We start from the raw sequence: 24780 nt of genomic DNA, 5'->3' as shown, positions 1-24780 counted from the left end.
CCGTAATCGCTGGTCAGCTGGTGGGGTTGCCAGCGTCGAGGTGGCGGTAGATCGTCTTGCGGGAGACGTTGAAGGTCTCGGCTATTTGGGTGAGTGTGTACTTCCGCTTGCCTCGCCCGTCACGTTCTTCGTACATCTCGCGTGCCTTACTCACCTGGAGTTCGGTCAGGGCGGGAGGCCGGCCGCCGGTGCGGCCGCGGGCGCGGGCGGATTCGAGGCCTTCGAGGGTGCCTTCGCTGATCAGGTCGGCGGTCATTTCGTCCATGGCGGCGATGACGTGGAACAGGAACCGTCCGGCCGGGGTGGTGGTGTCGATGCCTTGTTTGAGCACGATGAGGTCGATGCCGCGTTCGTCGAGTTGGGCGGCGAGTTCGGTCATGTGGCGGACCGAGCGGAACGGCCGCGACAGGCGGGTGATCACCAGTTCGTCGCCGCGGCGCAGGTGCTCGAAGCATTTGTCCCATTCCGGGCGGCGGGCGAGTCTGCCGGATGCCTTGTCGACCCAGATCCGTTCGCACCCTGCAGCATTGAGCGCGTCGAGCTGGGAATCGTCTTTCTGGCCCCGGGTCGATACCCGTGCGTATCCGAAGCGGCCCATGGGCGGAACTGTCCCACAAAGGGCCGACACGGCGAGTTCTGTCCCGTAGATTTCGCACACGGGTTGTGGCCCATTCGTGTCCTCGCGTGAGCTGCGGATTCGCGAGAACGAACGGGCGGGTCCTGGTGGAACAGAAACGAACGTTTTCGCCCCAAGCTCACGACGCGATCAGCGGCTACCACTGCGGACCGCAGGCATGAGCGGACGTTGCGGATGTTATTGCGTGTGAGCCGACCCTTGGGCAGCGTTTTGTTTGCACTATCGAGCCTTTCGACTGCCAGCCCGGTATCGAGGGGGCGTTGCGTCGAAGGCCAGGTATTCACCGTGCTGTTCCAGACTCGCTGGCTGCCCGCACAGGGAAGTCAAGCACCGCATCGGAGATGAGGCGTGCTGAATACTGGGACAGATGTCCACCCTGTTCGACACACCTGTCCTGCACCGGCTGCGCGACTGCGAACGGATCCTGATCGCTGGTGCCGGTGGCGGGCACGACCTGCTCAGCGGTCTACCCATCGCGTTCGCCCTCCAGGAGCGACACAAAACGGTGTTCCTGGCCAACCTCACCTTCACCCCGGTCCACCGCACCACCGCGCAGCTGGTCGCGCCGGGACTGTTCGAAGCCCACGCCGACACCAGTGGCCCACCCGGCTACTTCCCTGAGAAACATCTCGCGGTCTGGTTACGAGACCACGGCTACCCCGACCGCGTGTTCCTCATCCGCAAAGGCGGGCCCGCCGACATTCGAGCAGCGTATGCATGGCTGGCCCGTGAGCTGCGCCTGGACGCGGTGGTGCTGGTCGACGGGGGCACCGATCTGCTCATGACCGGCGACGAAGCCGGTCTCGGAACTCCGGTCGAAGACGTCACCAGCCTGCTGGCCGCCCACGCTCTCGACCTACCGGTCAAACTTGCCACCTGCGTCGGGTTCGGCAACGACACCTACCACGGTGTCTGTCATGCCCACTTTCTGGAAAACGTCGCCGCCCTCACCAAACTCGGCGCCTACCACGGGTTGTTCGCGCTCATCCCCGGCATCCCAGCCGTCGATGCCTGGCTGGATGCAGTCGACTGGGTCCAACAACGCACCCCCGGCCGGGAAAGCATCCTCTGCGCCTCCACCACCGACGCCGCCCGTGGCGAGTTCGGCGACCACCACTCTCTGGCACGCACCCGTGCAAAAGGCGCCGAACTGTTCATTAACCCCCTCATGTCGATGGTCTGGGGATTCGACCTCGACGCGGTCGCCAACCGCGTCCTTTACCGACACGACATCGCGCACGCCACGACACCCTTCGAAGTCGCCGCCGCGATCGAGGCATTCCGCGACCACACCCCCCTGCGGCCGCGGCGCACCATCCCTGTCTGATCAAACCGACGCCCGTGACACACCCGTAAGCGACGTCAAAACCCGCCGATACGAACACCGGTACAACCAGACGCCGCCTGCGCAAGCACCGTTGCTGATGACAACTCCGAACATCGCTGAACGAGACTTCGAACATCGACAGCGTTTCCAGTTGCACTGCGCAGGAGAGCCTTCGGTCTCGAAACCGTGGGATTAGAGACCGAAGTCGGCACACCGTGAGCTCTATCCGCCGAGCGCCAGGCGGCTGTTCATGTTCAGCTTCACCTCGCCGTAGGGGAGCACGTGGGACCAGAACAGCGGGGTCAGCCCGCGTTCGTCCTCAGAGGTCAGTTCGACGGGGCAGTCCGGGTCGTCGAGGATGTCCTGGATCATCAATACGTTCACATAAACCAAGGCGGCCTGGCAGATCCGCAGGCACAGCACACTCATCTCCTGCTCGTCGCGGCGGTTCGACGCGATCTCGGAGTTCTTGCCGTAGAAGATGATCGAGTTCGCGCCGTTCCATGCCTCGACCACGTTCAGTGCCTGTGAACAAACTGCTCATTTCAGTGGTTGGGTGCGGGCGAGGCGGCGGGACATGAGCATGACCATGGACCAGGTGACCCAGGCTTCGTGGTGTTCGGGTAGGCGTTCGTAGTCGCGAATGCATCTGCGGCGCAGGCAGATCCAAGCCAGAGAGCGCTCCACCAGCCAGCGGCGTGGCAGCACGACGAACCCGGTCATCGCCTCGGAGCGGCGCACGATTTCCAAGGTGAGAGCGAGTTTCTCGCGTGCCCAGCCGACGAGATGACCGCTGTAGGCGCCGTCGGCCCAGACCAGCACGATCGCGGTGAACAGCTCCCGCAATCGGGTCAGGGCGGTGCGGGCGCCGTCGCGGTCTTGAACGCTGGCGGCGGTGACGTGCACGATCAGCAACAGCCCGAGCGTGTCGACGACGATGTGGCGTTTACGGCCGTTGATCTTCTTTCCGGCGTCCCAGCCGCGGCTGGGACGGCCGACGGTCTCGGCGGCGCGCAGGGTTTGCGAATCGATGATCGCCGCGGTCGGATCGAAGTCACGACCGGCGGCCAGGCGCAGCGCGTCGCGCAGATCGTTGTGGACGGCGGTGATCTCACCGCCCGACCACCAGCGCGAGAACAGGCCGTAAATAGTGCGCCAGGGCGGGAAGTCGGCGGGCAGGTTGCGCCATTTCGCGCCGTTGTCGGCCAGGTAGAAGAGGGCGTCGATCACGGTGCGGCGGCAGTATTCCTCGGGACGGCCGCCGGCTCCGTCGAGCCAGACCGGCCAGGGCAGCAGCGGCGCGAGCACCTCCCATTGAGCGTCGGTGGTGTCGGAGGTGTAGTGGCGGGCGCGTGCCGGGTGACGGGTGGCGCGCCCGAAGACACACGCCGCGCAGGCGCACCGATTTTCGGTCGTAGGGGTGCCAACGATGAGAGTTGGAGAGTAGAACGACATGGCGGGATCTCGTGGGGTGCAACGGTTGTGGTGATTGTTGGTGCTACCACCAGGTCCCGCCCCGCTGCGAGTGGTCAACATACGCCTCGGCGGTGAAACCGCTGGATAAGCCGGTCGTGAACCGTCAATCACCCACTACGCCAGAGTCGTTGGCGATCGTGAAGACTCCGGCGGGCTCCTGATCCAGCCAGTCCCGCGCGACCAGACGTTTGAGCTTCGACCGCAATCCTTCGACCTTCGATCGGTCGATCGCCGGTATTCCGAGCTCGGCGGCGACCTGCCCGGCCCGCAACCCGTGGTCGGCTTCGGCCAGCACCGCCATGATCTCGCCGTAGTCGTCCGGCAGCGCTGTCGCCGCGTCCATCCCGGGCATCCGCTGCGGAACCAGCGTCGCTCCGATCGGCGACCGGGAATTCGACATCGATGCCGGCTCGTCGGCATCGATGAGGATCTCGGCCATCGTTTCCCGAGTGATCGCCAGCCGCGACAACAGCTGCTCGGCGACCTCCAGTTGCTCGGTCAGCTCCGCGATCTGCTGCCGCAGCTTCTCGACCTGTTCCGCCGCCGCGGCCTCGCGGCGAGCGAGCTCCTCGCGCCAGGACACCATCGCCGCCTCCACGTCGACTCCGCCCCGCTCCGACCATAAGCCGCCAGCCACCACAACAACAGTGCCCCAACAGATTCCCCAGATCAGAGCGTTAAGAGCCGATGTGAGCAGTTTGTTCACAGGCACTCAGGCCACTGTTGATCTCCCGCTGAAGCTCCCGAGAACGCAGGTAGCGGGCCAGGAAAACGGTCTTCTGCGCGCGGCCGAGTTCGATCATCGCCTGATAAGTCGGGTGCGCGGAGTTGGCCTTCATGAACCGTCGCAGGATCGCCTCGGTGGAGGCGGTACCGGTCCGGATCGCGGTCGCGTACTTCACCATCTGGTCGTACTGCTCGGCGATCTTCGCCCAGTTGATCGGCCGGGTCATGGCCGGTCGCAGGCCAGGCCACATGTCCGGCTCCCCGGCAGCCGGCCGGTACAGCTTCACCTTGTTGATTCGCTTGATCCGGGGCAGCAGATCGAACCCCAGCAATTTGGTGACTCCGAACCCGATCTCGGACTGGCCGTGGGTGTCGACATAGCTGGATTCCACAGCCATCTCGGTGCCGTGGTGGATCGCGCCGTCGACCATCGCGTGGACCTCCGAGGCCGAGCAGTTGAGCAGCTGCGAGTGCACCACGACCGAACCGTTGCGCTCCACGCTCCAATAGATCAGCACACCGCGGCGACCGTAGCGGGAGTGATGCTCGGTGAAGATGTTCTGGTCGTAGGCCCCGAAATGCGTGGAGTCCGACGCGATCGCGGTCGAGGATTCGCCCCAGATCCTCGACCGCCGCGCGGAGAACGTCGCGTTGGCGATCTCAACGGCAATCTTGCGGGCAGCTTCAGCATTGAGGTAGCGACGGCGCGCGTAGCGGATTTCGTCCTCGCTGTGCCCGGTGCCGCCGGACACCGACTTGATCCCAGTGTTCGTGCCATAGGCGTAGATCGCCAGCAGAAGCCGCTGCGCAAGAACCTCTTCGGGCATGGAACCGCGGTCAGCGACCGAGGTGATCCCGCGCAGGCAGCCGGTGCGCAATACCGCTTCCTTCACCATGTCGATCAACGGCACCACACCCCACCGGGTCTGGACCTGGGATTTCAGCTTGCGCAGGTTACGCGGCTCGGCCGCCGGAGGCAACGGTGCCAGCTTGATCGCACCCTGCTTGCGTTCAGCGATCTCCAGCCAGCTCGCCTTCGGCAGGGCCGCGTGCAACGCTTCCAGCTCGGCGCGCATCTCCTCACGCATCCCATCGATGAATTCGGTCGGATCCAGCGGTTTGCGCAGCTTGCCGTAGTGCTCGACGCGGCGTTCGTCGAAATCGGTCGGCAGGTCCTGGGCCGGGTTGCGCCACTTGTCCGCACCGACCACCCAGATCTCCTTGCACCGCAACTGATCCCGTAACGCCTGGAACGTGCAGATCTCGTACACCATCCGCACCACTCGCCGCCGCCCGTCCTTGTCGGCTTGGTACACCAGCTCGGTCCAGTCCCCGGATATGCCGCGATGGGTCGGCAGATGCTCGTCGACCGGGTAGTAGCGAAGGTTCGCGCCCGCATACCTGCCGATCAGCGCCAATGCGTCGAGTACTGGCCGATGCGTGGTGTTGTTGCTACCGAACTCGAGCACGCTCAATAGCCTGATCAGCCCGGCTCGGTAGTGGTTCGTGTATGACGACCGCAGGGTCGCTTTCACTGTGCGTTGATACGTCGGCCCCGACGATTTGAACTCCGCCACCAGATCCCGAAGCACCGTCTGCGACGCGACCGGGAACACGGTATCGCGCACCAGCTGGTCTCCCGCATCCACCGTGGCCTCGGCCACCCTGAACAGCAGGTTTTCCTTGCCGGTGACTCTTTTGAACTCCTTGATCAGCTCGTTGGTCACCCGCACCTCCGCGCGTGCGTTGATCCGGTGCACCGTCGAGTTCAGCAGCTCGACCAGAGTGTCGGTGATCTCCCGGCATCTGCAGTGCAACAGGGCCGCCAGAAGCGTCAGCTTCACCCGCAGCGGATGCTCGCGCAGGTGGCTCGGCGACTCGACCGCAGCCCGGGCCCGCCAGCTCTTCACGATCTTCGGCCCGATCTCGGCGAACACCTCGTCGGGTACCCCGATCTCCCGGACCGCCTCCAGCTTGGCGATCTCGGTCAGCATCGTGTTCAGGCTGACATTGCCCGGATCCGACCGGATCGACGCCAACACCGCGCCGCCGTCCAGCTCGCCGTCCTCGTCACCGGCAGGGGCAACCAAGGCCACCAGCTTCGCCACCACCTCGGTCGACAACCGCGACAAAACCCGGTCGAAGAGAAGGTCCTCGCCGCGGCTCAAACCCGCAGCGACGATCCGATCGATTCTGCCCGCTGTCGGTGGCTCGAGCTTCCGGCGACGGATCTCGGCCAGCAGATGCTCTCGCACCCGCTCACCACTGCGCTCGACCTGGGTCACCTCATCGACCAACCACCACGTCAACGCGTCAGCGTCGGCCACGCCGCACTCCCGGAACCCGAGTGCCTGACGGATCTGTGCGCGGTGGTATTCGATCGTGCGACCCGACCAGTCGTAGAACGCGATCTCCGTGCGTTCCACACCGACCTGCCGAGCCATATATTCGATCGCCTCGTCCGGGATCTCGGCCCGCCCCCTTGGGAACCGACCCCGCTCGGTATAGAACCGGAGCAGGATCGCGAACCCCAAACGAGTCGCACCCCGCTTGCCGCCGATCAACTTCGGCTCGTCCCCGACGATCGTCCACGCGTCGATCAGCTCGTCCTGGTCCACCGCACGTGCCACAGCCGCGCAAGCTACACCGAGATCACCACCGACACAGGACAATTGCGGTAGACGACATTACCTTCACCGGGCCCTGCACTCGACTTCCCCCCGACTTGCGGCTGGTGACACGATCCTTACCGGCACCCCTACATCGGCGCCGAACGAGCACCATGACGGCCGCGGGATCGCAGGCAACGGATTTCGGTACCGGCTCCTGTTGGTGGACGGGAACGTCCTCGTCAGCCGCGACCGAGCCCCACACGCGAACAAAGCTGCAAGAGAGGGCTTCTCATCGGGGAGAAGGTTCCTTCGCGCGCTCGCGCCTAGGATGGTTCATCACGTTCGACGCGCCTGATCCACGCATGTCAGGCACACAGAAGGAGCACGCGATGGACTTCCTTCCCTTCACCATCGAAGAACTCTTGAAGCTGATCTGGCACAAGGCATCCGAATCCGCCCCGGACGGCAACTGCGTCGAAGTGGCGCACGCCCCCAATTCCCTTGTCGCTGTCCGCGATTCCAAAGACCGCAGCGGGCCCGTCCTCGCGTTCTCCCCCGGCCAATGGGACTCGTTCCTGTCCGGAATCTCGCGCGGCGACTTCGACCTGTAAGCAACCACCGGACCGGCACTGACCACGCGGTGCCCCCCACGGCCTCGAACTCAGGGCCGGACCGCTCGGACCGCCCCGGAAAGGCACTCCGCATGCACGCCGCCAACCAACCCTCGACACCCTGTCGGGGCCACCTGTGACCGTACGTCCACGCCGCGAATCCCTCACCGCCGCAGTAGTGCAAGCAGGCGCGGACCTGTTCGACACCGCCGCGAACCTGCGCGCCGCGCACACCTGGATCCGCGCGGCCGCCGACCAGGGCGCCGACATCATTGTGCTGCCCTAGGCCTTCATCGGCGGATACCCCAAAGGCCTCGAATTCGGTGTGACCGTCGGGCGACGCACGAACGCAGGCCGCGAGTTGTTCCGGCGGTATTTCGCCTCCGCGATCGAGGTCCCCGGACCAGAGACCGAGCAGTTGGCGGCGCTGACCGTCGAGTTTGGCTGCCACGTGGTGATCGGCGTGATCGAACGCAGCGCCAGCACCCTGTACTGCACCGCGGTCTTCTTCGGCCCCCACGGCTACGCGGGAAAGCACCGCAAACTCATGCCCACCGCGGCCGAACGGATCATCTGGGGCTGCGGAGACGGATCGACCATGCCCGTAGTCGACACCGGGACCGCGCGACTCTCCAGCGCCATCGGCTGGGAGAACTACATGCCACTGTTCCGCACAGCGATGTACGCCAAAGGCGTCGACATCTGGTGTGCTCCCACCGTCGACGACCGCGACGGCTGGCAGGCGACGATGCGCCACATTGCGCTTGAAGGACGCTGTTTCGTCCTCAGTGCCAATCAGTACCTGCTCCGTGAGGATCTGCCCGCCGACATCCAGGCAATGCAGCGAGACACTTCCGGACCGGTACTGATCGGCGGAGGAAGCACCATCATCTCTCCGCTCGGGGAGATACTCGCCGGCCCGCTCCGTGACGGAACCGGAATACTCACCGCCACAGTGGATCTCGGCCAGATCGCCCGCGGCCGGTTCGATTTCGATCCCGTCGGACACTACTCACGACCTGACATCTTCGCACTCACCGTGGACGAGAGACCCCATGCATTGCTCTCCGCCCATCCCGCCATCGATTCCGAGAGGCATCCGGTTCCCGCGCAGGCTTAGGCCGTGACAGCTCACAGACCGGTCACTGCTCCTCGTGGATGTGCGGGGCGAGGTCCCGGGCACGACCGCGAGCACGGCACCTGTCATGCGTGGGAACAACCGGCCGGTCCAATCCCTTGATCAGCTTCTACGCTGAGGTCATGGTGCAGCCAACTCCATGGCAGGCGCGCCGGCGTCAAGGCTGGCCGATGAAGACCCTCGCACTCCATGTCGAGCATTCTCGGCGTCGTTTGGTCGTCGCCACGGCGCGGATAAGAGGTCTCGACGCCGACTGGGTCTCTGTCGGGGTGGTCGCGGCGAGCGCGATCGTATTGATACTGCTGTTCCGCCCATGGCTGGTCGCCTACGGCAATGACGGCACCATCGATGTCAACGCCTTCGGTACTTCCAACATCAGCTACTCCCGAATAAACATCTGGTCGACCGCACCGCCCCACGCCGCTGTTTCTGGTGTCTGGGGCATCCTCGCAAGCATTGCCGGAGCCGTCACCATCATCACCGTGCTGATCAACCTCCGTGTGAGAACACGAACGCTGGGGGCGGTTGCAGCCGGTTCTTCGGTGGCCACAGCGCTATGCGTCGTGGCGTGCATCCTGTACATCAACAGCAAGAACGGGGAACTGCGAGCGATGGTCACGCCGCAGTACAACCAGATAGGCACGCAGGTCGGATTGATCCTCCGGGAGTTGATGGGCAACGGAAACTACCCCGCTCCCGGAGCGCGTAGGGGTAGTTGGAAGAGCGCGGGCCTTACCGCACCTGCGCTGACAGCAGGCTTTCTCTCACTGATGGCAGCCATTAGCGCAGTGACACAATGGTTCATCAAATACACAAACCGAACGATCCGTCTACCTCGCCGACATTCGCCCATAACGAACACCACGGTCTGAGGTTACCCCTTCGAACCGCTGCGACAGGAGTGTGCCGCAGCTACATCAATGGCGTGGGGTCAGGGGCGAACCCGCCGCCGTACGCACAACACGAGCATCGGCTGGCCTTATCGGACGCGGCGAGCCGGATCCCGCACCGTCCGTAGCGGCGGACCCAGGACTACGTTGGCAGCGCATCCGTGCCCCCGGTTCAGGGTGCCTGCCACATAGACGACACCGGACCTCTGTCTGCCTAGGGTCCTTCCTGGATCTCGCGAACTCACCGTTCCGTGCGCCCTCCAGGAATGCCGTCCATTCTTCCTCGGTGAACACCAGCGGCGGCATCTCTGGGGCACCGGAGTTCCGCATCGCAAACAATCCTCCAGATAGAACAGCAAGTCATGAGGGATCGAATTCGCCCCTGGCTGCGCCGGCGAGGAATTCGTCCCACTGCTGGGGCGTGAACACCAGCGCCCCACCCAGCGGGTTCTTCGAATCCCGCACAGCAACACGGCCGTCAGGCACACGGGCCACCTCGACACAAGCTCCGGATTCGCAGCCACCGGCTTTGTGCCACAACAGCTTCAGCAACTCGACCAAAGGTATGTAGAAAAGTCCATCGTGTAACTCCTACACCGAAATAATTCTTTTGCCACGAGACATCGAACTCGCCGGCAGCAGCACGGCCATCCGACACTCGGGCCATCTCCACACAATGGCCAGCTTCACAGCGGCTCGCCTTGTGCCACAAGAGCATCAGTAAGTCAGCCAGCGAGATTGGCAGCAGATCCACTTCCATCTCCTAGGTTGATGCCAAGCATCACCCAGGATCGATGGTTCTCGACAAGAACACATAAGGTGTTGTTCCCAGTCGATGGAACACCCGATCGCGGCTGGTCGAGTAGTGCGCGGAGCCCGCCACCTCCCTGACATCCGCGCCCGCTTCCGGGTTGAAGCCGAGGCCGCGTGGGAACCAGGAAGTAGTCGTCCAGAGATACCGGCTACTGTGTCCACGGTCTCGGGGTGCGGAACGCCCGGCATGGATCCGCCTGTGCCGCGGATGCATTCGCGACAACGAACCCCATCCCGAACACCGCACAGACCGGGTCACATTATCGATGGTCATACCCGGGTGACCGGTCCCCGATGACGGGACCACCCGGTCTTTGAGCCCGGGTGGTATTCGATCCAGTTTCAGTTAATGTCGCAGGTCACCGGGTGGTGGAGGTGGCCGCAGCGGGCAGCGTACTCGGCCGGGGTGAGATAGCCCAGCGCCGAATGCCGATGCCGATGGTTGTGCTCAGTCTTGAAGTCGCCGATCACGACCCGAGCTTCGAGCAGGCTGGTCCAGTGGTTGCGGTTGAGGCATTCGGTCCGCAACCTGCGGTTGAACGATTCGATGAATCCGTTGTTCCACGGCGTCCCGGGCGGAATGTAGGAGATCCCGACCCGGTCAGCGCAAAACTGTTGCAACGCATGGGAAATCATCACTGGGCCGTTGTCCATCCGCAGCACTTTCGGCGGGCCGCCGCGGGCGGTGAACACCTTCTCGAGCTCGGTGACGAGTTTCTCGGCGGTGATCGACCGTTCCACCAGGTGCAGCAGCGATTCACGGGTGTGCTCGTCGATCATCGACGCGATCTTCACCGCGCGGCCGTCGACGGTGGAGTCGAACTGGAAATCCAACGCCCACACCACCTTCGGCGCGTCCGCGTCGACCGGCGGCACCGACGAACACCCGGCCCGCTTGCGCGGGGAATTCTCGCGCACCTGCAAGCCCTCCTCGCGCCAGAGTCGGTGCACCTTCTTCTTGTTCACCTCGCTGCCCTCGTCGAACCGCAACGCCGCCCACGCCCGGCGAAACCCGTGCCCTGGATGTTTCGTCGAATAGGAACGCAGCCAGGCCCGCAAACCGGCGTCGGGATCGTGCGGGGTTTGCGCGGTCGGCAGCCGCCGATAGGTCGACCGGTGAAGCCCAACAACCTTGCACGCCAACCGTTCCGACATGCTCTTGACCTGTTTGAGCATGTCCACGGCGCGGCGCTTGGCCGCTGGGCTCAGAATTTTCCAGTCATGATGAAACCCGCGCATCGCACCGGCTCGGCGAGGGTCTGACCCAGAATTTTCCTGACCAACAGAGTGTCTTTCGAAGGACCCGTCGGCCTGCGTCCTGGCCGGTGCGGTGCGCCGAGCATGATGGCAACTCGCTCACCGCGTCAGCCCGGACTCGGGTGTGACTCCGAAGTTTCCTGCCCCCTGGTGGTGTCCTTCGCGGGACCCGTCGACCCTGGCTCGGGCCGGCGCGGTGCGTGCATCCCCGAAATCCCACCCAGGTCTTGCGCATCCACGGTCGTGACCTGATAGGGCCTGTCGCACCGCCGGCCCCTGACCGGCCTGTCCGACCTACCGCACCACGCGCAGCACCTGCCGATCCCAGCGAAAGGCAGCACCTGTCCCGATGACTTCCTCCCTCGTCGCGCTCCCGATGGTCTATGTCGGTGTCGACACCCATGCCGACACCCACCACGTCGCCATCGAGCAATGGATCACCTCGTTCGGCCGGGTCGCGCGGATCGGTGTCGAAGGCACCGGATCCTACGGGGTCGAGCTCGCCCGCTACCTGCATGAGCGCGGCCACGATGTCGCCGAGGTGGCGCGCCCGAATCGCAGGCTGCGCCGCTCCCACGGTAAGACCGACACCATCGACGCCTACGCCGCGGCCCGTCGGCTCCTCGACAAATCCGGCGTTACCGCACCGAAACTGCGCAACGGCGCGACCGAAGCTGTCCGCGCGCTGCGCGTGGCGCGAAACAACGCGGTCAAGGCCACCACCGCCGCGCTCAACGCGTTGCGCGGGTTGATCACGACCAGCCCGGAAATTCTGCGCAGCCAGCTGCGCGGCCTGTCCCGCGCTCAACTGGTGGCCACCTGCGCAGCGTTTCGGCCCGACGCCGGGCGCCTCGCAGATCCGGTGCAAGCGACCAAACTGGCGCTGCGCTCGCTCGCTGCTCGGTTTCGGGAGGCGAAGGACCAAGCCGACCAACTCGAACGACACCTGCATCAGCTGCTCGAGCAGGTCGCTCCGAACACTTTGGGAGTGTTCGCGCTCGGTCCCGATACCGCTGCGGCACTGGTGATTTCGATCGGCGACAACCCTGCGCGGCTGATCGGCAAGGCCGCCTTCGCGCACCTGTGCGGGGTCGCCCCCATTCCCGCGTCCTCCGGCAAGACCGTTCGACATCGGCTCCATCGCGGCGGTGACCGACAGGCCAACCAGGCCCTGCATACTGCGGTGATCGTGCGTCTGCGTTACGACCAACGCACCCGAGACTACGTCGCCCGCCGCACGACCGAGGGCAAGACCAAACCGGAGATCATCCGCTGCCTCAAGCGATATCTCGCACGCGAAGTGTTCCGAGCCCACCGAACCGACTTCCGCGGGCCTGGATCGTCGGCTTGACATCTATAGGAGCGTCCTTGGCGATCTCCCGCAGCGCGTCCTTCTCCAGCTCGGCATCGGCCAGCAACCGCTTCAACCGGGCATTCTGCTCGTGCAGCTCCTTGAGCTCCTTGGCGGCATCGGTGTCCACACCGCCGTACTGGCGGCGCCAGTTGTACATCGTGGCCGCCGACACCCCCAGCTCCGCGGCGGCTTCCTCCCCGGTCTTGCCCGCCGCGATCAGCTCATCGGCACGGCTCAGCTTCCGCACGATCTCCTCCGCGGAATGTCGCTTGCGTCCTGCCATGTCACTCAGTGTCCCTTCCAGCCCTGATCAGGGCCAACAGGACTCTAATACCGAGTGGTCTCATTCACTGGGGACGGGCCACGGGTCCCGCCGCCTCGCCCGCACGCAACCGCAGAGACAAGCAGATTGCTCAAGGCACGAGGTACCGTGGTGTCGGGTCAGGACCTCACCGTGCCGGTACCGGAGTGTGCCTCAGCCGATGTCCGCCTGGCCTCCGACAGGCGCTCCTCGTCGAGGATGGTGGTCAGTGCGGGTGCAAGCGTCTCGTTGAGATCGTTGATCGCACGCTGCGCGGGGCTGTAGATCAGGTGCCGGTAGATGAACGAATCGCTGGCCGGCGGGTCGGAGGTGACAACTCCGTCTTCTCCGATGAAAAGTTGCGGCCCGGTGAAGCCGTGTGCACGGTTGTAGTCCTGAGCCGCTCGATGCACGACCTGAACGATCTGGACAGCCGCATCGAAACCTTCCAGCCTGGCGCCGTAGAACGCTGCCTCCCGCAGGTGCCGGGAGTTGTTGTCTGCGATCCACTCCTGTGCTCGTCGCCTGAGTGCATCACCAGTCTCACTTTCGAGGAAGCCGTCGGTTTCCGCGAACCCGGACGCCACAAACTGAGCAACAGTATCGATGACCTCCGCCGCCTGCTGTGCGGCTTCGAGATACTTTCGGGCTTCGTGGAGGTCCCACGCCAGGATCGCAGCCGGTGTCGGTTTCATCGGTTCCTCCACTCGCAGCAACACGAGATGCTCTCTGCCTCGAACGAACGAGCGCTCATTCCTGTGTACCTCTGATCGCCGCAGCCGCCATGTTGTCGACCTGCACGACCACGTCCGCAAAGGCAATAAGGTCGAGGGCAAGTCGACGGAGCTTCTGCGACGCAACCCCCAGATGTCGTGTCAATTCCGTGAGGTATCGCTCGACATCCTTGCCAACCTCCGACCCCGAGAGCTGAATGTGCAACGCGATCTCCCAGTCCGCGGGGATATCGAGAGCGCACTCGATGGAGTCGGCGTAGCGCACCACCTTGTAGGCCAGCATCCTCACCTCGTCCGCTGAAACAGCGAAGATCCTCCCACCAACTCCCACATCATGCTCTGCCGGTGGATTCATCCGATGCTCGCTTCAGGTCAATGCTCCAGCGACAGGACGCGGTGGCGATCGCACCGGTACCGTCCCAACCACTATGGTCGGGACGGTACCGGCTTCCTGGCTGCGGGAAGACTTGGAGCAGCACCACCCTTATAGCTGCGATCTGCCGCCATCAACCGTCCCCATGACCAGCCGACTGCCGCTGAAACGTCAGCAACAACCCGGACCCCCACTCGCACATAGCGGTACCTGGTGCTGATCCGGTCGTCGCGCGGGACGGCAATCGCGTCGTCACCCTCTGTCGGCACACCACAGCATCGGGCTACTCTCCTGGCAGATCCCGCAGCCGCCGCCACTGACGCCACCGCGACAACGGCCGATCTCCCACTTCGTCCGAGATGTCGGCGACCTGCGCGGCACTGTAGATGTGCAGCCGCAGCCGTGTCGGCCCAACCGGCCCACCACGTTCGCGAAACCACATGCCATACCCGATATAGAACCTGCTCGTCCCCTGCGCGAATACGCGTTCGATCAGCTCGTGCTCGCCCACCACCGCCAAACGCTCGACTTCGGGTGAGCCAGGCTCCGGCGGCAACGCATATGTGCCGGCACAGGACCTCGACACGCCCGTACTCGATGTCGACGACTCACACTCGGTTGCACGGAAGACCACCGCAGTCGGATGTCCCAGAGCCGGGCCCTCTCGCTCGAGGCGTCTGTGCAACACCCAAATTCGTTGGGGCACATACAGAAAGTTCAGCCATTCCACTCGCTCTCCGCCGCACTCGGCGCTCCATTCCATATCGATGTCAGCGTCTCGCTCGGCGTAGTCCTCCAACAACGCAGCGATCTTCGCCGCCGTGTTCAAGACGGTGGTGAGCCGCTCCGCCACTACCTGCTCACCACGGCTACCGCGTGCGATGAGTTCGGCGGGGCCGAACGCCTCCGGCAGCACCAACCGGTATCTGGGACGCCCGTTCCTACTCCGATCGCGTCGCAATGAATCGTCGCTCTCGGCCCGGATCACTCGTATCCGCTCCGCGACGTTGTACAAGCATTCGGCCGCGTGCCGATTTCCCCCGCCGCGACGCGGCGTCCGACGAAAGTACGGACGGCGCGGCCGTGTCCGCTCCTTGGGCGTCGAATCGATCGCCTGCACTTTCGCCTCACAATGCGCGCACCGCAGCATCTGGGAAGGCCATGCATGTCCCTGCGTCGGGATGTCAGCCGCAGAAATCCGGACAGGCGGAGTGGTATCGATCCGCCGCGCTTCCGGCATCGCCACCGTTGCCCGATGTGTGGTGTCGCCCACCATCAATCAACTATGCCACCAAGGCGCACAACGTCATTCGGAAATCGACAACCACGTCGCCAACCCGATCACCCATCCCCTACCTCATTTCGGCACCTCGGGTTAGGTCGCCACCACCTGCGCCGAACCTCACCAGGACCCCCCACGGTCGAAGTGACACTCTGGAACGACAAGAAACGGACGATGATCGCGATCATGTGCGTGTCGACAGCCGGGCTCACGAAGACTAGCCATTCACGAAAGCTCGGGGCTGCTGCAGCGGTAGGTGACACTGTTGTCACCTGATCTGACTGGGCCCTTTGCAGGTCCATCAATGAGAGGTCCATGGAGTTCGCAAGCGAGGACGACTGCAGCAGGGATCGTACGGGTCGATCGCCGCGGCTGACGACGTTCACCGATCCAGGTGCACTGGCCTTCTACCCAGCGGCACTCGATCGGCGGCGCCTTTGCGCCTGCTTTGGAGCTGTAGGGTCAGGGGATGCCGAGCACGGTTGTCGGCTATGCCGAGAAATCGTCGTATCGCGTACGCAGATGACCCGGATCACCACGCTTGATCAGGATTCGCAGCTGGCGAAAGGGCACCGCGCTCGCCGAGCCGGGCCCGTCCTGTTCCACGAATGGATAGCCGTCATAAGGATTGACCTCGGAATCACCCTCCCGATAGACCCATCGACCGCCCCTGACCCGGCACAACGCCTCGCCGACATACCAGCTCGCACCCTCGACGAACTCCGTGTTCGCTGGATCCGCCAGGGCATCGATCGTCGGAACGCGGCGCAGGACGAGGTAGCCCAATGCTTCGAGCGACTCCGGAGAGTAGTCCCAGGTGATCCCCTCGCCGTATGTCGCGGTCCAGTTCGCGAACTCCGCTCGCCGCGTACACAGCCAATTCCGCAGAAGCTCGACATCGGCGACGCAGGGGTCTGTCCGCATCGGCTCGAACAGCAGGCCGAACGGCGCGCCGAGCGCATTCAGCACCGCCGGGTCGCCGAAGTACGCTTCGCCGGTGACATCCGGATCGCCAGGATGCACCGTGCACCATCGCGACGACGATCCGGTCGGGATAAGGTCACCTACCGATTCGAAGAATGTCTCTTGGGCATCGAAACTCTCGTCCGGACCATGCACGATCGACCACTCATGCGGTTCCCCATTACAGCGAAACCGCAGAATATGAACACCGTCGATCGTGCCGGCCAACTCCACCTCCGTGATGGCGAACAGCCCGCGGCCGCAGGCCGCGATGAGCTCGAGCTCATATCGGTACACCACCGCGTCGTTCTCACACGCACGGCGGAACGTCTTGTATTCCGTGCTGTAGCGAACCTTCATGTAATCGAGTACGAGCAGGACAGCCAGCGACTCGGTGGCGCCGAACTCATTCAACGGACAGTCCAGATCCGCCGGGCCCAGTTTTGCGGTCACCGCCTCCGCATCAGCGAGTCCGAGTTCGACAATCTGGTCCGCTATCGCACGAACAGTCAACCGAGAACGCACTGGACCCCAACCTCTGAGCAGGACAAGACCGACCCGGGCGGCAGCACGTCCGTGTTGGGCAGGCCCCGAGCCCGGCGTCACGATGCCCCGCATAGGGCACAACGGTCGATGCTCTGAAACGTCACGAGGCCGATCAGGCAACCCTGGAGCTCCCACCACACCGCTGTGGCTGCCACAGCGGACGTGTGCAGTCTAGGGCCATCATCCGATTCGAGACCTCACCAGCACCAGGAAGAGCGCGCAGCCGCGGCTACCCAGGAGAATCCGAGCTTCGACTACTGGCCAGGGCAGCGCGGGCAACGCATCAGGAGCCTTCAGACGACCGCGAGTCCGCACCCGGCCAAGTCGCAGCCGGTCAGCCGCCACGCTCTATCCGCCGCAGCGGCGCGTGCGCGCACGGACTTCCGCACCTCCAATGGCGGTCCCTGGTGATCGGTTCCGCTGGTCAGGCGGAGTGTGGCAGGTTCCGCAGTGCCTGGATGGCCTCGTCGACGGTGATCAGCTGACGCTCGGGGTGCTCGAAGGCCTCGAGCTGATGATCGACCCATTCCCGCACCAGGCTGGACACGTCGGTGCCCCGCGCCTTCGCCAAAGCAGCCAGCTTCTCTTTCTGTGCAGGCGAGAACCGGACCGTGGTCGGCACCATGGCACCGGCCGATTCCACCTCGGCGGCATCAGGCACGGGCAGGCCGGACACGTCGGTCTGGTCGGTGCTGCGGACCAGCTTTCCTGCCAGGAAGTCGTCCATCAGCCCAGCGTCGGCGGCCTGCGCGGTCAGTTCCTCGATTCGGCGTTCGATGCTCATTGCTGTGCCTCCCATACGGTGTATTCGGCGCTTTCGTCCACCTTGAGTGGCCGAACGGCGTAGATCAGCCAATCCCAGTGATCTACCTGGATCACCACCACCGCGACGGCACGACTCTCCGTCGTGCGGCTGAAGATCTGCAGCACGCGCGCGTCGAGCTTGGATTCGATCCGCTGGGGCCATCGGCGCGGATACGCGAGTGCTTGCATCACCTCAGCTTTCGTGACGTCGTGCAGGTATTCGGCCTCGTCGACGTCGCGAAAGTGATAACCCACTCCTAGAGCATACAAGCGAATACGCCGAGTCGGCGAATGTAAATGCCCGGATCACACTGTCAGACAGGCCAGCCGTCTCGCTAGTACGCCGGCCTCGACCAAGGCACCTATAAAACCCGTTCGGGGACATGCCAGGGCCGCCGCGTGGCCAGCGCATGCCCCACCACCGCCCAATCAGCAGCATGATCCACACAACCCACCCATTTCAGGCGGGTCTGCCCATAGCGCACAAAGCGGGTGACCGGTCGGCACAAGGATCATCTTCCCGCCGCCGGGGGCACCAGCTCAGCCGCTCCGGCACTACGGTCCAACAGACTTGGGTACGACATCGACGCTGGTGGCCGGGGCATAGTTGATCAGGCTGGACGGAAACACGGAATTCGCGAATCTGTGGCGCCTCAGCGCCTTCCGAGCTCTAGCTGGCGGACGGGCCGCGTTGCAGGGCGCGAACACCATGGCCCCGATCGTGCTGTCGCTGACAATCTTCGAACTCACACGATCGGTTGCCGACGTTGCCGTGGTGATGGGCGCACGCGCAGCCGCCAGTGTGCTGACGGTTCTGCTCGGCGGTGTCGTCGCCGACCGGCTGCCACGCAGGCTGGTCCTGCTGGGAACCAATCTCGGTGCCGGAGCGGTCCACGCGGCTTTGACAGTCTGTGTGCTCGCCGACTGGGCTGGTACCTCGATCCTGGCCTTACTGAGCGCCCTCAACGGGATGCTCGCCACCGCGGCCCTACCCGCCGCGGCCGCTCTGGTGCCCCAGATCGTCCCAGCCGCTGTTTTCCAGCAAGCCAACGCGCTCCTCCGCCTCGGCGTCAATATCGGAACACTCGGCGGAGCCGCCGCCGCGGGCGTGATCGTGAGCGCCGCTGGACCCGAATGGGGTATCGGCCTCAACGCGGCGGTCTTCCTGCTCGCCGGCGGCTGCTTCGGGGCTCTCGAACATCCCGCTCACTCAGGCAGGAGTGGTACTGACAGCACAGTTCTCGCTGGACTACGTGAGGGATGGACGGAATTCGCGTCACACGCGTGGGCTGGGGTGGTTGTCGCACAACTCTTCGTCACCAACGCGGTCGTCGCGGGGACAATGCAGGTTCTGGGCCCCCCGATCGCCCGGGACGCCTTCGGCGGCGCGGTCTGGGGCCTGCTCGTCGCGGTCTACGCTGCGGGCGCCCTCGCGGGAGGGATCATCGCCGTCCGAATCAGACCACGCCATGGATTGCGTGTCGGCGTCGCTGTCTGTCTTCTTCGGGCTCTCCCGATGCTCGCCCTGGCAGGGCCGGCCGACCTCGTCGTTCTCGTTGTGGCGATGTTCCTCTGCGGAATCGCCGTCGAGCAATTCACCATCGCCTGGGATGTCGCGCTGCAGACTCACATTCCCAACGAGCGGCTGGCACGGGTCTACTCCTACGACACACTCGGTTCCCACGCGGGTATCCCATTGGGCGTGATATCGGCCGGGCCACTTGCCGTCCACCTGGGTACCGCAGTAACCCTGATCAGCGGAGCGGGACTCGTGCTGATCTCCACCTCGCTCGCGTCGTGCGCCCCCAGTGTTCGTCGCCTCACCACTCGACGAACGCAACGGCCCGATTGCCACCAGTAAGGTTCAGAGGAAAACGCGCCGCACGCTGATCACGGCACCGCCGGTCCGGATAGGCGGCCAGTCCTGCACCAGCACCAAGACACAGCGGAGGGGCCCGTCGGCTCAACCTTCCTTGTCGCACCTCCGAGGAGGTGGTGGAATCTGGTGAAGCCAACGGACCCGCCTTCGCCTCTCACCGGAACTGGGCGGCATCCACGAAGTGGTGTTCACACCCACCGACCGGTCGAGAGCTCCTCTGGTTCCAGGACCCCGGTCTAGTTCGCCGCGCCCCCGCCTTGACCGTGGACAGGATTGCGACCGGGACCGATGAAACCGCGGATATCACTGTCGGCGGGCTTCACAGCACAGGTCGACGCCGTAGCCGGGGCCGAAATGAGGGACGGTACCGCCACCGCCGAACCCGCGAGAGCTACGGCGAGAATCACGCGGCGGACAGCCGACCGCCGCCTTTTGACATCGTTGATCATATGAATTCCTTGGAAGGTAAGAGGTATCAGTCGAGTGCTGCTGCGGCCGGGCGATGTCCTCGCGGCCGTCGACGGCGTCAATGGAACCGGGATGGGTTCAGTGCCCGCGTTGTCGATCCGGACAGAACATCATGATTCGCGCACTGTCGTCTCGAGGTCCGCGAACTCCCCTTCTCGCACACCCGCGAGGAACGCGGTCCACTCTGCCCGGTTGAAGACCAGCGACAACGTCTGGGGCGAACGAGAATCCCGCATCGCGACCAAGCCGTCACCGAGCATGGCCACCTCCACCGAAGCGGTATCCTCGCCGGCTGTCGAAGCCCGTTGCCACTGGATCTGCTCGGTACCCGGCGGACGACCCGATGTCATGCCGGATCGAACTCTCCGCGCCCGACACCGCCGAGGAACTCGGTCCATTGCGTGGCGGTGAACATGAGCATCCCGGTCTCAGGCGACTTCGAATCGCGCACGGCCACTTGACTTTCAGGAGCGACGGCGACTTCGACGCAGTGCCCCGCTTCGCACTTCGCGCGCCGCCAGGTGAGTGTGTCGGTGTGGTGATTCACGGTGATTTCGGGGGGCAGGAAAGCCATGGGACCAAGCTCCTAGACTGTCGGATGCGACCACTGCTGCATGCAGGTGGCCCACCGTATCGAGTCCGAAACACGTTGAGCTGTAGACGAGTTCCCTGCACTGGGTAGAAGATCAACTTCCTGGTGCGCCCATGTACGCGGGGCATCGCTGGTCGGCGTTGAAATGCTTGTATTTGGTGACTAGTTCTCTGGACCCGACCGGACAAGGCCGGGCACGATGGGCGATGCGGTGGAAGCCTTCGCCATCACTTTCGAAGGCCGGATCCACCCGACCGGGAACTAACCCACACCGAGACCGGATCCACCGTTAATCCGAAACTCCCGTGCAGCAGTCCCTTCTTCCCCTCGTTGGAAACAGTGCATTGTAATTTCGACAGCTGGCGCGGGATGAGAGGCGCGGACCGTATGGAAGTGAGCCCGGCCCGTTTACGACAGTTGGCCCATGCCTTGCGGGCGACCTCTGGCGAAGTGCGCAAGAGCGCCGAGCTCGGCCGGGACTCCGTAGATTCGGCCCTTGTCGAGATGAGAGGGTCGCGTTTTGTGGTTCACGCAGACTTCACGCTGCTGAAGGTGGAGAACCTGGTGAGCGGGACCGCTTACGAGCTCCTTCGCGTCGTGGAGATCCTGGAAAGTGCGGTGAGCGAGTACGAATCGGCCGATAGATCCGGGGCGCGACGGATCGCTGACGTATGAGACACAAGAGCGGGTAGCGCTGATGACGGATATCGGTGTCCATGTTGTGTTGGAGTGGAAGTTCGATTCAGCTCGTCGGGTGCTGGATGATATCGAAGCCGCCATTGCCGATTTGGGTGATCGGCAATGGTTTCTGGGCGAACTCATCAACGATGTTCCGGAGTTCTTCGACAGTACGGCTGGCTGGGAGCTGCGGATGGCACTCGCCCGGCAGGCGGGAACGCTGCATCGGGCCCGTCACCTCCTGTCGCGAACCGCCGTCGATTTCTCCTCGGCGCTCGGCTGGATCGAGAATCGGGTGGGCAAGCTCAGAGAGATCGATACCGTGGCGAAGGACCTTGGCCTGTTCATCGATAGTCGTGGAATCGTTCGTTCAGCGAAGCCGGATTCGCGGCTGGCAGCAGAACTAGGTCAGGGCTACGTACTCGAGCTGGAAGTAGTGCGGCAAGTCCTCACCGCTCAGGTCAACTCACTGATGGTGAGTCTGCGGGCGGTGGACGAGAGAACTCAACTGGATAGGTCATGGTCGGATCCCGTCCCATCGCCTGGATGGCTGGACAGGTTTGTCCCGGATCGCCGCCTCGTTTGAAACTCGCCGTTACCACCGGGCTGTGCGGTGGGTATGCCCGCTAGCGTTGCAGTTGACCGAGCGGTGAAACGCGAGGTGGTGTGCACGCCCTACCGGAACTACGAGATCTGCGGCATGCCGGCGCCCTCCTCCGGGGGCATGACCGTCGCGGCGCCACTGGGTATTCTGTCGAACTCGATCTGAGCGCGATAGGGCCGACCGGCACCCGCGGTGACACCGATGCCGCCCGCAACGGCGGAACACCCACCGCACAGGCGGTACACCTGATCGCCGAGGCCGAGCGACTGGCCTACGCCGATCGCGACAAGTACATCGCGGACACGGTTTTCGTTCCGCTGCCCGGCAACTCGCCGCACGCGTTGCTGGACCCCGGCTACCTGACGCGGCGTGCGGTACTCATCGACCCGCACCGCAGCATGGGCACCGCGCAACCCGGCGACTTCGGCCCCCCGCGCTCGGCACCGGCGCGCAACCTCGCGAGCACGGCACCAGCCACATATCCACAGCCGACCGGTACGGCAACGCCGCGTCCATGACGACCAGCACCGAATCCGGCCTCGGTTCATTTCGCCTCGTCAACGGATTAATTCTCAACAATCAGCTCACCGACTTCGGCACCGAACAGCTCGCCGCCGACGGCGCACCGATCGCCAACAGCATCGCCGCCGGCAAACGCCCGCGCAGCTCGATGGCCCCCACCCTCGTCTTCGACCGCACCCCGAGGGTGCGCGCGCCGCGCTCCGTCTGGTGGCCGGCTCGCCGGGCGGGTCGCTCATCATCCAGTTCGTTGTGAAAACCCTTGTCGCCATGCTGGATTGGAACCTCGACCCGCAGCAGGCGATCTCACTGATCGCTTTCGGCGCGAGCAACTCCACCACCACCAACGTCGGTGGCGAGAACCCGGCGATCGACACTCGGGACAACGGCGACCACGACCCTCTGCTGCGGGCGCTGCGGCAGCAGGGCCATCAAGTCTCGATCACGCCACAGATCAGTGGGACCTCCCCGATTTCCCGCGACAGTCGTGGCTGGATCGGAGGCGCGGACCCACGCCGCGAGGGCACGGTCCTCGGCGATCCGCACCGTTAGCCGGGTTTCACGTCATCTCGGCCCGGCCCGACCGTCTCGCCATCGCTGGACTTCGGCGGGCAAGTCGCTCACCACCGCGGACCGGGACCAAACCCCCTCGGCGCCGCGCGAGAATCGGGTAGCACCGCCGCCGGGATGGATCCACAGCTGTTCTGGCTCCGTCGATAACCAGCCGACTCCGAGATACAGGTGAGGGCTGGTGCTGCAGGCGGCCTCGAATGCGCTCGTGCGTGCCGGTGCCCACCACCGTCACGGACGCGGTTTTGGACACCGTGTCGCTTCCAGCTCAATACTGGATCTGGCACGGTTTGAGGTTCCCCCGCTAATCCGGAGAGCGGATTATCTGGTTCCGGCTGGAACTCGTTGATGGTAACCGGCTTCGAACTCGTCCGGTGATCGCCAGCCGAGCTTCTTCTGGATGCGCTGGGGGTTTGTACCAGCCGTCGATGTAGGCGAACAGCGCGTTCTCGGCCTCGTCGCGGGTGCGCCAGGTCCGTCGGTAGACCAGCTCGGTCTTGAGAGTGGAGAAGAAGTTCTCCATCAACGCGTTGTCGTAACTGTCGCCGACCGACCCCATCGATTGGGCGATTCCGTTGTCGGCCAACCTGTTTGCGAACCGGATGGCCGTGTAGGTCGAGCCGCGGTCGCTGTGGTGAATCAGTTGCCCGTCGCGGACCTCGCGGCTCCAGACCGCGTATTCCATCGCGCCGAGCACCAACTCGGTGTCGCAGCGGTCGGAGGTCTTCCACCCGACGATCCGATTCGAGAACGCATCCCGCACCGCCGCCAGCCAGAACGCACCCTGACCACACGGGATGCGGGTGGCATCGGCCACCCACAACCGGTTCGGTTCGGCGGCGGTGAAGTTGCGTTCGACCAGATCCGGCGCGGGCCGGGCCCGTGGATCCTGCCGCGTCGAGCCGAGTCTCCACTTCTTGCGCAGGAACGCGCCCTGCAACTGCGAGGCCCGCATCAACCGCTCCACACGCTTACGGCCGACGCGAATCTCTCTGCGCCGCAACATCGCATGCACTCTCGGCGACCCATAGGTGCCGCCGGAACTGGTGTGAATGTCGATGATCTCGGCCAGCAGCCTCTCGTCTTCGACGTGACGATCCGAGGGCTGCACGGCGCGTTTCTTCCAGTCGTAATAGGTCGAGGACGCGATGCCCAGGACCCGTAGCAGGAGCTCGACCGGGTGCTGGCTGTTCTGTTGAATGAACCGCATGATCACCGCCGGGTCGGGCCGAGCTCCGAGGCGAAATACGCACTCGCAGAACGCAATATCTCGTTGACCCGCTCCAACTCCGCGACTCGTTTCTTCAACGCGCGGTTCTCGGCGAGCATGTCGGTGCTCGGCCTGTCGGCGCGTTCGCCGGCATCGGCCTCGGCTTGGCGGATCCAGTTCCGCAACGCCTCGTGATGCACCCCGAGCTGGGCGGCGAGCTTGCGGATCGCAGGCTTGGGATCGGACTCCCGATACAGCCGCACGGCCCGCGCCTTCAACTCATCTGGGTACTTCTTTGGTGCTGCCACGAATGACTCCTTCCGGCCCTATCGGACCACAGTCAGAGCCCTCCGAGAAAGCGGGGGAACCTCAAACGGCGCCGGCGAAACCTTTGCGGCCGTCGGCTGGTTTGACGA

General features: G+C 64.3%; 25 protein-coding genes and 3 pseudogenes. 10 read left to right on the top strand and 18 right to left on the bottom strand.

Annotation, left to right across the window (positions count from 1 at the left end):
* Positions 1 to 13: 13 nt before the first annotated feature.
* Positions 14 to 598 (bottom strand): recombinase family protein, encoded by a 585-nt coding sequence (locus tag JK358_RS37535; protein WP_201958301.1) that lies wholly within the window; start codon positions 596 to 598, stop codon positions 14 to 16.
* Positions 599 to 1004: 406 nt separating this feature from the next.
* On the opposite strand from JK358_RS37535, the gene JK358_RS37530 reads away from it, so the two are divergent.
* Positions 1005 to 1964 (top strand): DUF1152 domain-containing protein, encoded by a 960-nt coding sequence (locus JK358_RS37530; protein ID WP_201958300.1) that lies wholly within the window; start codon positions 1005 to 1007, stop codon positions 1962 to 1964.
* 222 nt (positions 1965 to 2186) lie between these two features.
* On the opposite strand, the gene JK358_RS37525 is transcribed toward JK358_RS37530, so the two are convergent.
* The 4 genes from JK358_RS37525 to JK358_RS37510 all read right to left on the bottom strand — a co-directional run bounded on the left by JK358_RS37525 (position 2187) and on the right by JK358_RS37510 (position 6796).
* Positions 2187 to 2486: a Tn3 family transposase gene (locus JK358_RS37525; protein WP_232852571.1), complete on the bottom strand. Its 300-nt coding sequence runs from the start codon at positions 2484 to 2486 to the stop codon at positions 2187 to 2189.
* 18 nt (positions 2487 to 2504) lie between these two features.
* Positions 2505 to 3419, bottom strand: a complete 915-nt coding sequence (locus JK358_RS37520; RefSeq protein WP_232852562.1) for an IS5 family transposase — start codon at positions 3417 to 3419, stop codon at positions 2505 to 2507.
* 124 nt (positions 3420 to 3543) lie between these two features.
* On the bottom strand, positions 3544 to 4077 hold the full coding sequence (locus JK358_RS37515) for a helix-turn-helix domain-containing protein (protein WP_201958286.1): 534 nt from the start codon (positions 4075 to 4077) through the stop codon (positions 3544 to 3546).
* A 40-nt stretch (positions 4078 to 4117) separates the two neighbouring features.
* On the bottom strand, positions 4118 to 6796 hold the full coding sequence (locus JK358_RS37510) for a Tn3 family transposase (RefSeq protein ID WP_201958284.1): 2679 nt from the start codon (positions 6794 to 6796) through the stop codon (positions 4118 to 4120).
* Between the two features lie 371 nt (positions 6797 to 7167).
* Between JK358_RS37510 and JK358_RS37505 the strand changes: the two genes are divergently transcribed.
* The 4 genes from JK358_RS37505 (at position 7168) to JK358_RS37495 (ending at position 9399) form a co-directional block, all read left to right on the top strand.
* Positions 7168 to 7389 (top strand): DUF397 domain-containing protein, encoded by a 222-nt coding sequence (locus tag JK358_RS37505; RefSeq protein WP_201958283.1) that lies wholly within the window; start codon positions 7168 to 7170, stop codon positions 7387 to 7389.
* 136 nt (positions 7390 to 7525) lie between these two features.
* On the top strand, positions 7526 to 7675 hold the full coding sequence (locus JK358_RS39735) for a hypothetical protein (protein WP_232852561.1): 150 nt from the start codon (positions 7526 to 7528) through the stop codon (positions 7673 to 7675).
* 6 nt (positions 7676 to 7681) lie between these two features.
* The gene (locus tag JK358_RS37500; RefSeq protein WP_307817921.1) at positions 7682 to 8509 is read left to right on the top strand and encodes a nitrilase-related carbon-nitrogen hydrolase; all 828 of its coding nucleotides are present in this window, start codon (positions 7682 to 7684) and stop codon (positions 8507 to 8509) included.
* Between the two features lie 140 nt (positions 8510 to 8649).
* Entirely contained in the window at positions 8650 to 9399 is a 750-nt protein-coding gene (locus JK358_RS37495; protein WP_201958281.1) for a hypothetical protein, read from the top strand.
* A 45-nt stretch (positions 9400 to 9444) separates the two neighbouring features.
* Here JK358_RS37495 and JK358_RS39730 read toward each other — a convergent pair.
* A pseudogene (locus JK358_RS39730) lies at positions 9445 to 9957 on the bottom strand (DUF397 domain-containing protein).
* A gap of 615 nt (positions 9958 to 10572) precedes the next feature.
* Positions 10573 to 11469 carry an IS3 family transposase gene (locus tag JK358_RS37480; protein WP_372440807.1) on the bottom strand — a complete coding sequence of 299 codons (897 nt, stop codon included), beginning with the start codon at positions 11467 to 11469 and terminating at the stop codon, positions 10573 to 10575.
* Positions 11470 to 11836: 367 nt separating this feature from the next.
* On the opposite strand from JK358_RS37480, the gene JK358_RS37475 reads away from it, so the two are divergent.
* Positions 11837 to 12838 (top strand): transposase, encoded by a 1002-nt coding sequence (locus JK358_RS37475; RefSeq protein ID WP_201958272.1) that lies wholly within the window; start codon positions 11837 to 11839, stop codon positions 12836 to 12838.
* Positions 12839 to 12854: 16 nt separating this feature from the next.
* Here JK358_RS37475 and JK358_RS39725 read toward each other — a convergent pair.
* The 7 genes and pseudogenes from JK358_RS39725 to JK358_RS37440 form a co-directional block, all read right to left on the bottom strand.
* Positions 12855 to 13124, bottom strand: a pseudogene (locus JK358_RS39725) (transposase); the annotation flags it as partial.
* 158 nt (positions 13125 to 13282) lie between these two features.
* Positions 13283 to 13837 carry a hypothetical protein gene (locus tag JK358_RS37465; RefSeq protein WP_201958270.1) on the bottom strand — a complete coding sequence of 185 codons (555 nt, stop codon included), beginning with the start codon at positions 13835 to 13837 and terminating at the stop codon, positions 13283 to 13285.
* Positions 13838 to 13892: 55 nt separating this feature from the next.
* A complete protein-coding gene (locus JK358_RS37460; protein ID WP_201958269.1) occupies positions 13893 to 14231 on the bottom strand; it encodes a hypothetical protein in 339 nt (112 codons plus the stop codon).
* Positions 14232 to 14532: 301 nt separating this feature from the next.
* Positions 14533 to 15525 carry a hypothetical protein gene (locus JK358_RS37455; RefSeq protein ID WP_201958268.1) on the bottom strand — a complete coding sequence of 331 codons (993 nt, stop codon included), beginning with the start codon at positions 15523 to 15525 and terminating at the stop codon, positions 14533 to 14535.
* A gap of 495 nt (positions 15526 to 16020) precedes the next feature.
* Positions 16021 to 16947, bottom strand: a complete 927-nt coding sequence (locus tag JK358_RS37450; protein WP_201958267.1) for a hypothetical protein — start codon at positions 16945 to 16947, stop codon at positions 16021 to 16023.
* Between the two features lie 517 nt (positions 16948 to 17464).
* On the bottom strand, positions 17465 to 17824 hold the full coding sequence (locus tag JK358_RS37445; RefSeq protein WP_201958266.1) for a regulator: 360 nt from the start codon (positions 17822 to 17824) through the stop codon (positions 17465 to 17467).
* Complete coding sequence (locus JK358_RS37440) at positions 17821 to 18099, bottom strand: hypothetical protein (RefSeq protein WP_307817919.1); 279 nt, start codon at positions 18097 to 18099, stop codon at positions 17821 to 17823. Before JK358_RS37440 ends, JK358_RS37445 begins: the two co-directional genes overlap by 4 nt.
* Positions 18100 to 18451: 352 nt before the next feature.
* On the opposite strand from JK358_RS37440, the gene JK358_RS37435 reads away from it, so the two are divergent.
* Complete coding sequence (locus JK358_RS37435; protein WP_201958264.1) at positions 18452 to 19705, top strand: MFS transporter; 1254 nt, start codon at positions 18452 to 18454, stop codon at positions 19703 to 19705.
* Positions 19706 to 20301: 596 nt separating this feature from the next.
* Here JK358_RS37435 and JK358_RS37430 read toward each other — a convergent pair.
* Together JK358_RS37430 and JK358_RS37425 are read right to left on the bottom strand one after the other, a co-directional pair.
* Positions 20302 to 20541: a DUF397 domain-containing protein gene (locus JK358_RS37430; protein ID WP_201958262.1), complete on the bottom strand. Its 240-nt coding sequence runs from the start codon at positions 20539 to 20541 to the stop codon at positions 20302 to 20304.
* Complete coding sequence (locus tag JK358_RS37425) at positions 20538 to 20765, bottom strand: DUF397 domain-containing protein (RefSeq protein WP_201958260.1); 228 nt, start codon at positions 20763 to 20765, stop codon at positions 20538 to 20540. Before JK358_RS37425 ends, JK358_RS37430 begins: the two co-directional genes overlap by 4 nt.
* Before the next feature lie 405 nt (positions 20766 to 21170).
* On the opposite strand from JK358_RS37425, the gene JK358_RS37420 reads away from it, so the two are divergent.
* From JK358_RS37420 to JK358_RS37410, 3 genes and pseudogenes are all read left to right on the top strand, one after another.
* A complete protein-coding gene (locus JK358_RS37420) occupies positions 21171 to 21458 on the top strand; it encodes a hypothetical protein (RefSeq protein WP_201958257.1) in 288 nt (95 codons plus the stop codon).
* A 22-nt stretch (positions 21459 to 21480) separates the two neighbouring features.
* On the top strand, positions 21481 to 22047 hold the full coding sequence (locus tag JK358_RS37415) for a hypothetical protein (RefSeq protein WP_201958255.1): 567 nt from the start codon (positions 21481 to 21483) through the stop codon (positions 22045 to 22047).
* Positions 22048 to 22107: 60 nt separating this feature from the next.
* Positions 22108 to 23136: pseudogene (locus JK358_RS37410) on the top strand (gamma-glutamyltransferase); the annotation flags it as partial.
* 322 nt (positions 23137 to 23458) lie between these two features.
* Here the strand turns inward: JK358_RS37410 and JK358_RS37405 are convergent.
* Positions 23459 to 24421: an IS3 family transposase gene (locus JK358_RS37405; RefSeq protein WP_307817920.1), complete on the bottom strand. Its 963-nt coding sequence runs from the start codon at positions 24419 to 24421 to the stop codon at positions 23459 to 23461.
* Positions 24367 to 24672 (bottom strand): transposase, encoded by a 306-nt coding sequence (locus JK358_RS40555; RefSeq protein ID WP_201958251.1) that lies wholly within the window; start codon positions 24670 to 24672, stop codon positions 24367 to 24369. The genes JK358_RS37405 and JK358_RS40555 overlap by 55 nt, the downstream gene beginning before the upstream one ends.
* Positions 24673 to 24780: the final 108 nt, after the last annotated feature.

This window comes from Nocardia acididurans, assembly GCF_016741815.1.
Lineage (GTDB): Bacteria > Actinomycetota > Actinomycetes > Mycobacteriales > Mycobacteriaceae > Nocardia > Nocardia acididurans.
This window is presented reverse-complemented; position numbering and strand designations above follow the sequence as displayed.

Excerpts from the sequence above, each read along its gene's own strand:
- JK358_RS37535 (WP_201958301.1), bottom strand. The coding sequence starts at position 598 with ATGGGCCGCTTCGGATACGCACGGGTATCGACCCGGGGCCAGAAAGAC.
- JK358_RS37530 (WP_201958300.1), top strand. The coding sequence starts at position 1,005 with ATGTCCACCCTGTTCGACACACCTGTCCTGCACCGGCTGCGCGACTGC.
- JK358_RS37520 (WP_232852562.1), bottom strand. The coding sequence starts at position 3,419 with ATGTCGTTCTACTCTCCAACTCTCATCGTTGGCACCCCTACGACCGAA.
- JK358_RS37505 (WP_201958283.1), top strand. The coding sequence starts at position 7,168 with ATGGACTTCCTTCCCTTCACCATCGAAGAACTCTTGAAGCTGATCTGG.
- JK358_RS37495 (WP_201958281.1), top strand. The coding sequence starts at position 8,650 with ATGGTGCAGCCAACTCCATGGCAGGCGCGCCGGCGTCAAGGCTGGCCG.
- JK358_RS37480 (WP_372440807.1), bottom strand. The coding sequence starts at position 11,469 with ATGCGCGGGTTTCATCATGACTGGAAAATTCTGAGCCCAGCGGCCAAG.
- JK358_RS37475 (WP_201958272.1), top strand. The coding sequence starts at position 11,837 with ATGACTTCCTCCCTCGTCGCGCTCCCGATGGTCTATGTCGGTGTCGAC.
- JK358_RS37465 (WP_201958270.1), bottom strand. The coding sequence starts at position 13,837 with ATGAAACCGACACCGGCTGCGATCCTGGCGTGGGACCTCCACGAAGCC.
- JK358_RS37460 (WP_201958269.1), bottom strand. The coding sequence starts at position 14,231 with ATGAATCCACCGGCAGAGCATGATGTGGGAGTTGGTGGGAGGATCTTC.
- JK358_RS37455 (WP_201958268.1), bottom strand. The coding sequence starts at position 15,525 with ATGGTGGGCGACACCACACATCGGGCAACGGTGGCGATGCCGGAAGCG.
- JK358_RS37445 (WP_201958266.1), bottom strand. The coding sequence starts at position 17,824 with ATGAGCATCGAACGCCGAATCGAGGAACTGACCGCGCAGGCCGCCGAC.
- JK358_RS37430 (WP_201958262.1), bottom strand. The coding sequence starts at position 20,541 with ATGACATCGGGTCGTCCGCCGGGTACCGAGCAGATCCAGTGGCAACGG.
- JK358_RS37425 (WP_201958260.1), bottom strand. The coding sequence starts at position 20,765 with ATGGCTTTCCTGCCCCCCGAAATCACCGTGAATCACCACACCGACACA.
- JK358_RS37420 (WP_201958257.1), top strand. The coding sequence starts at position 21,171 with ATGGAAGTGAGCCCGGCCCGTTTACGACAGTTGGCCCATGCCTTGCGG.
- JK358_RS37415 (WP_201958255.1), top strand. The coding sequence starts at position 21,481 with ATGACGGATATCGGTGTCCATGTTGTGTTGGAGTGGAAGTTCGATTCA.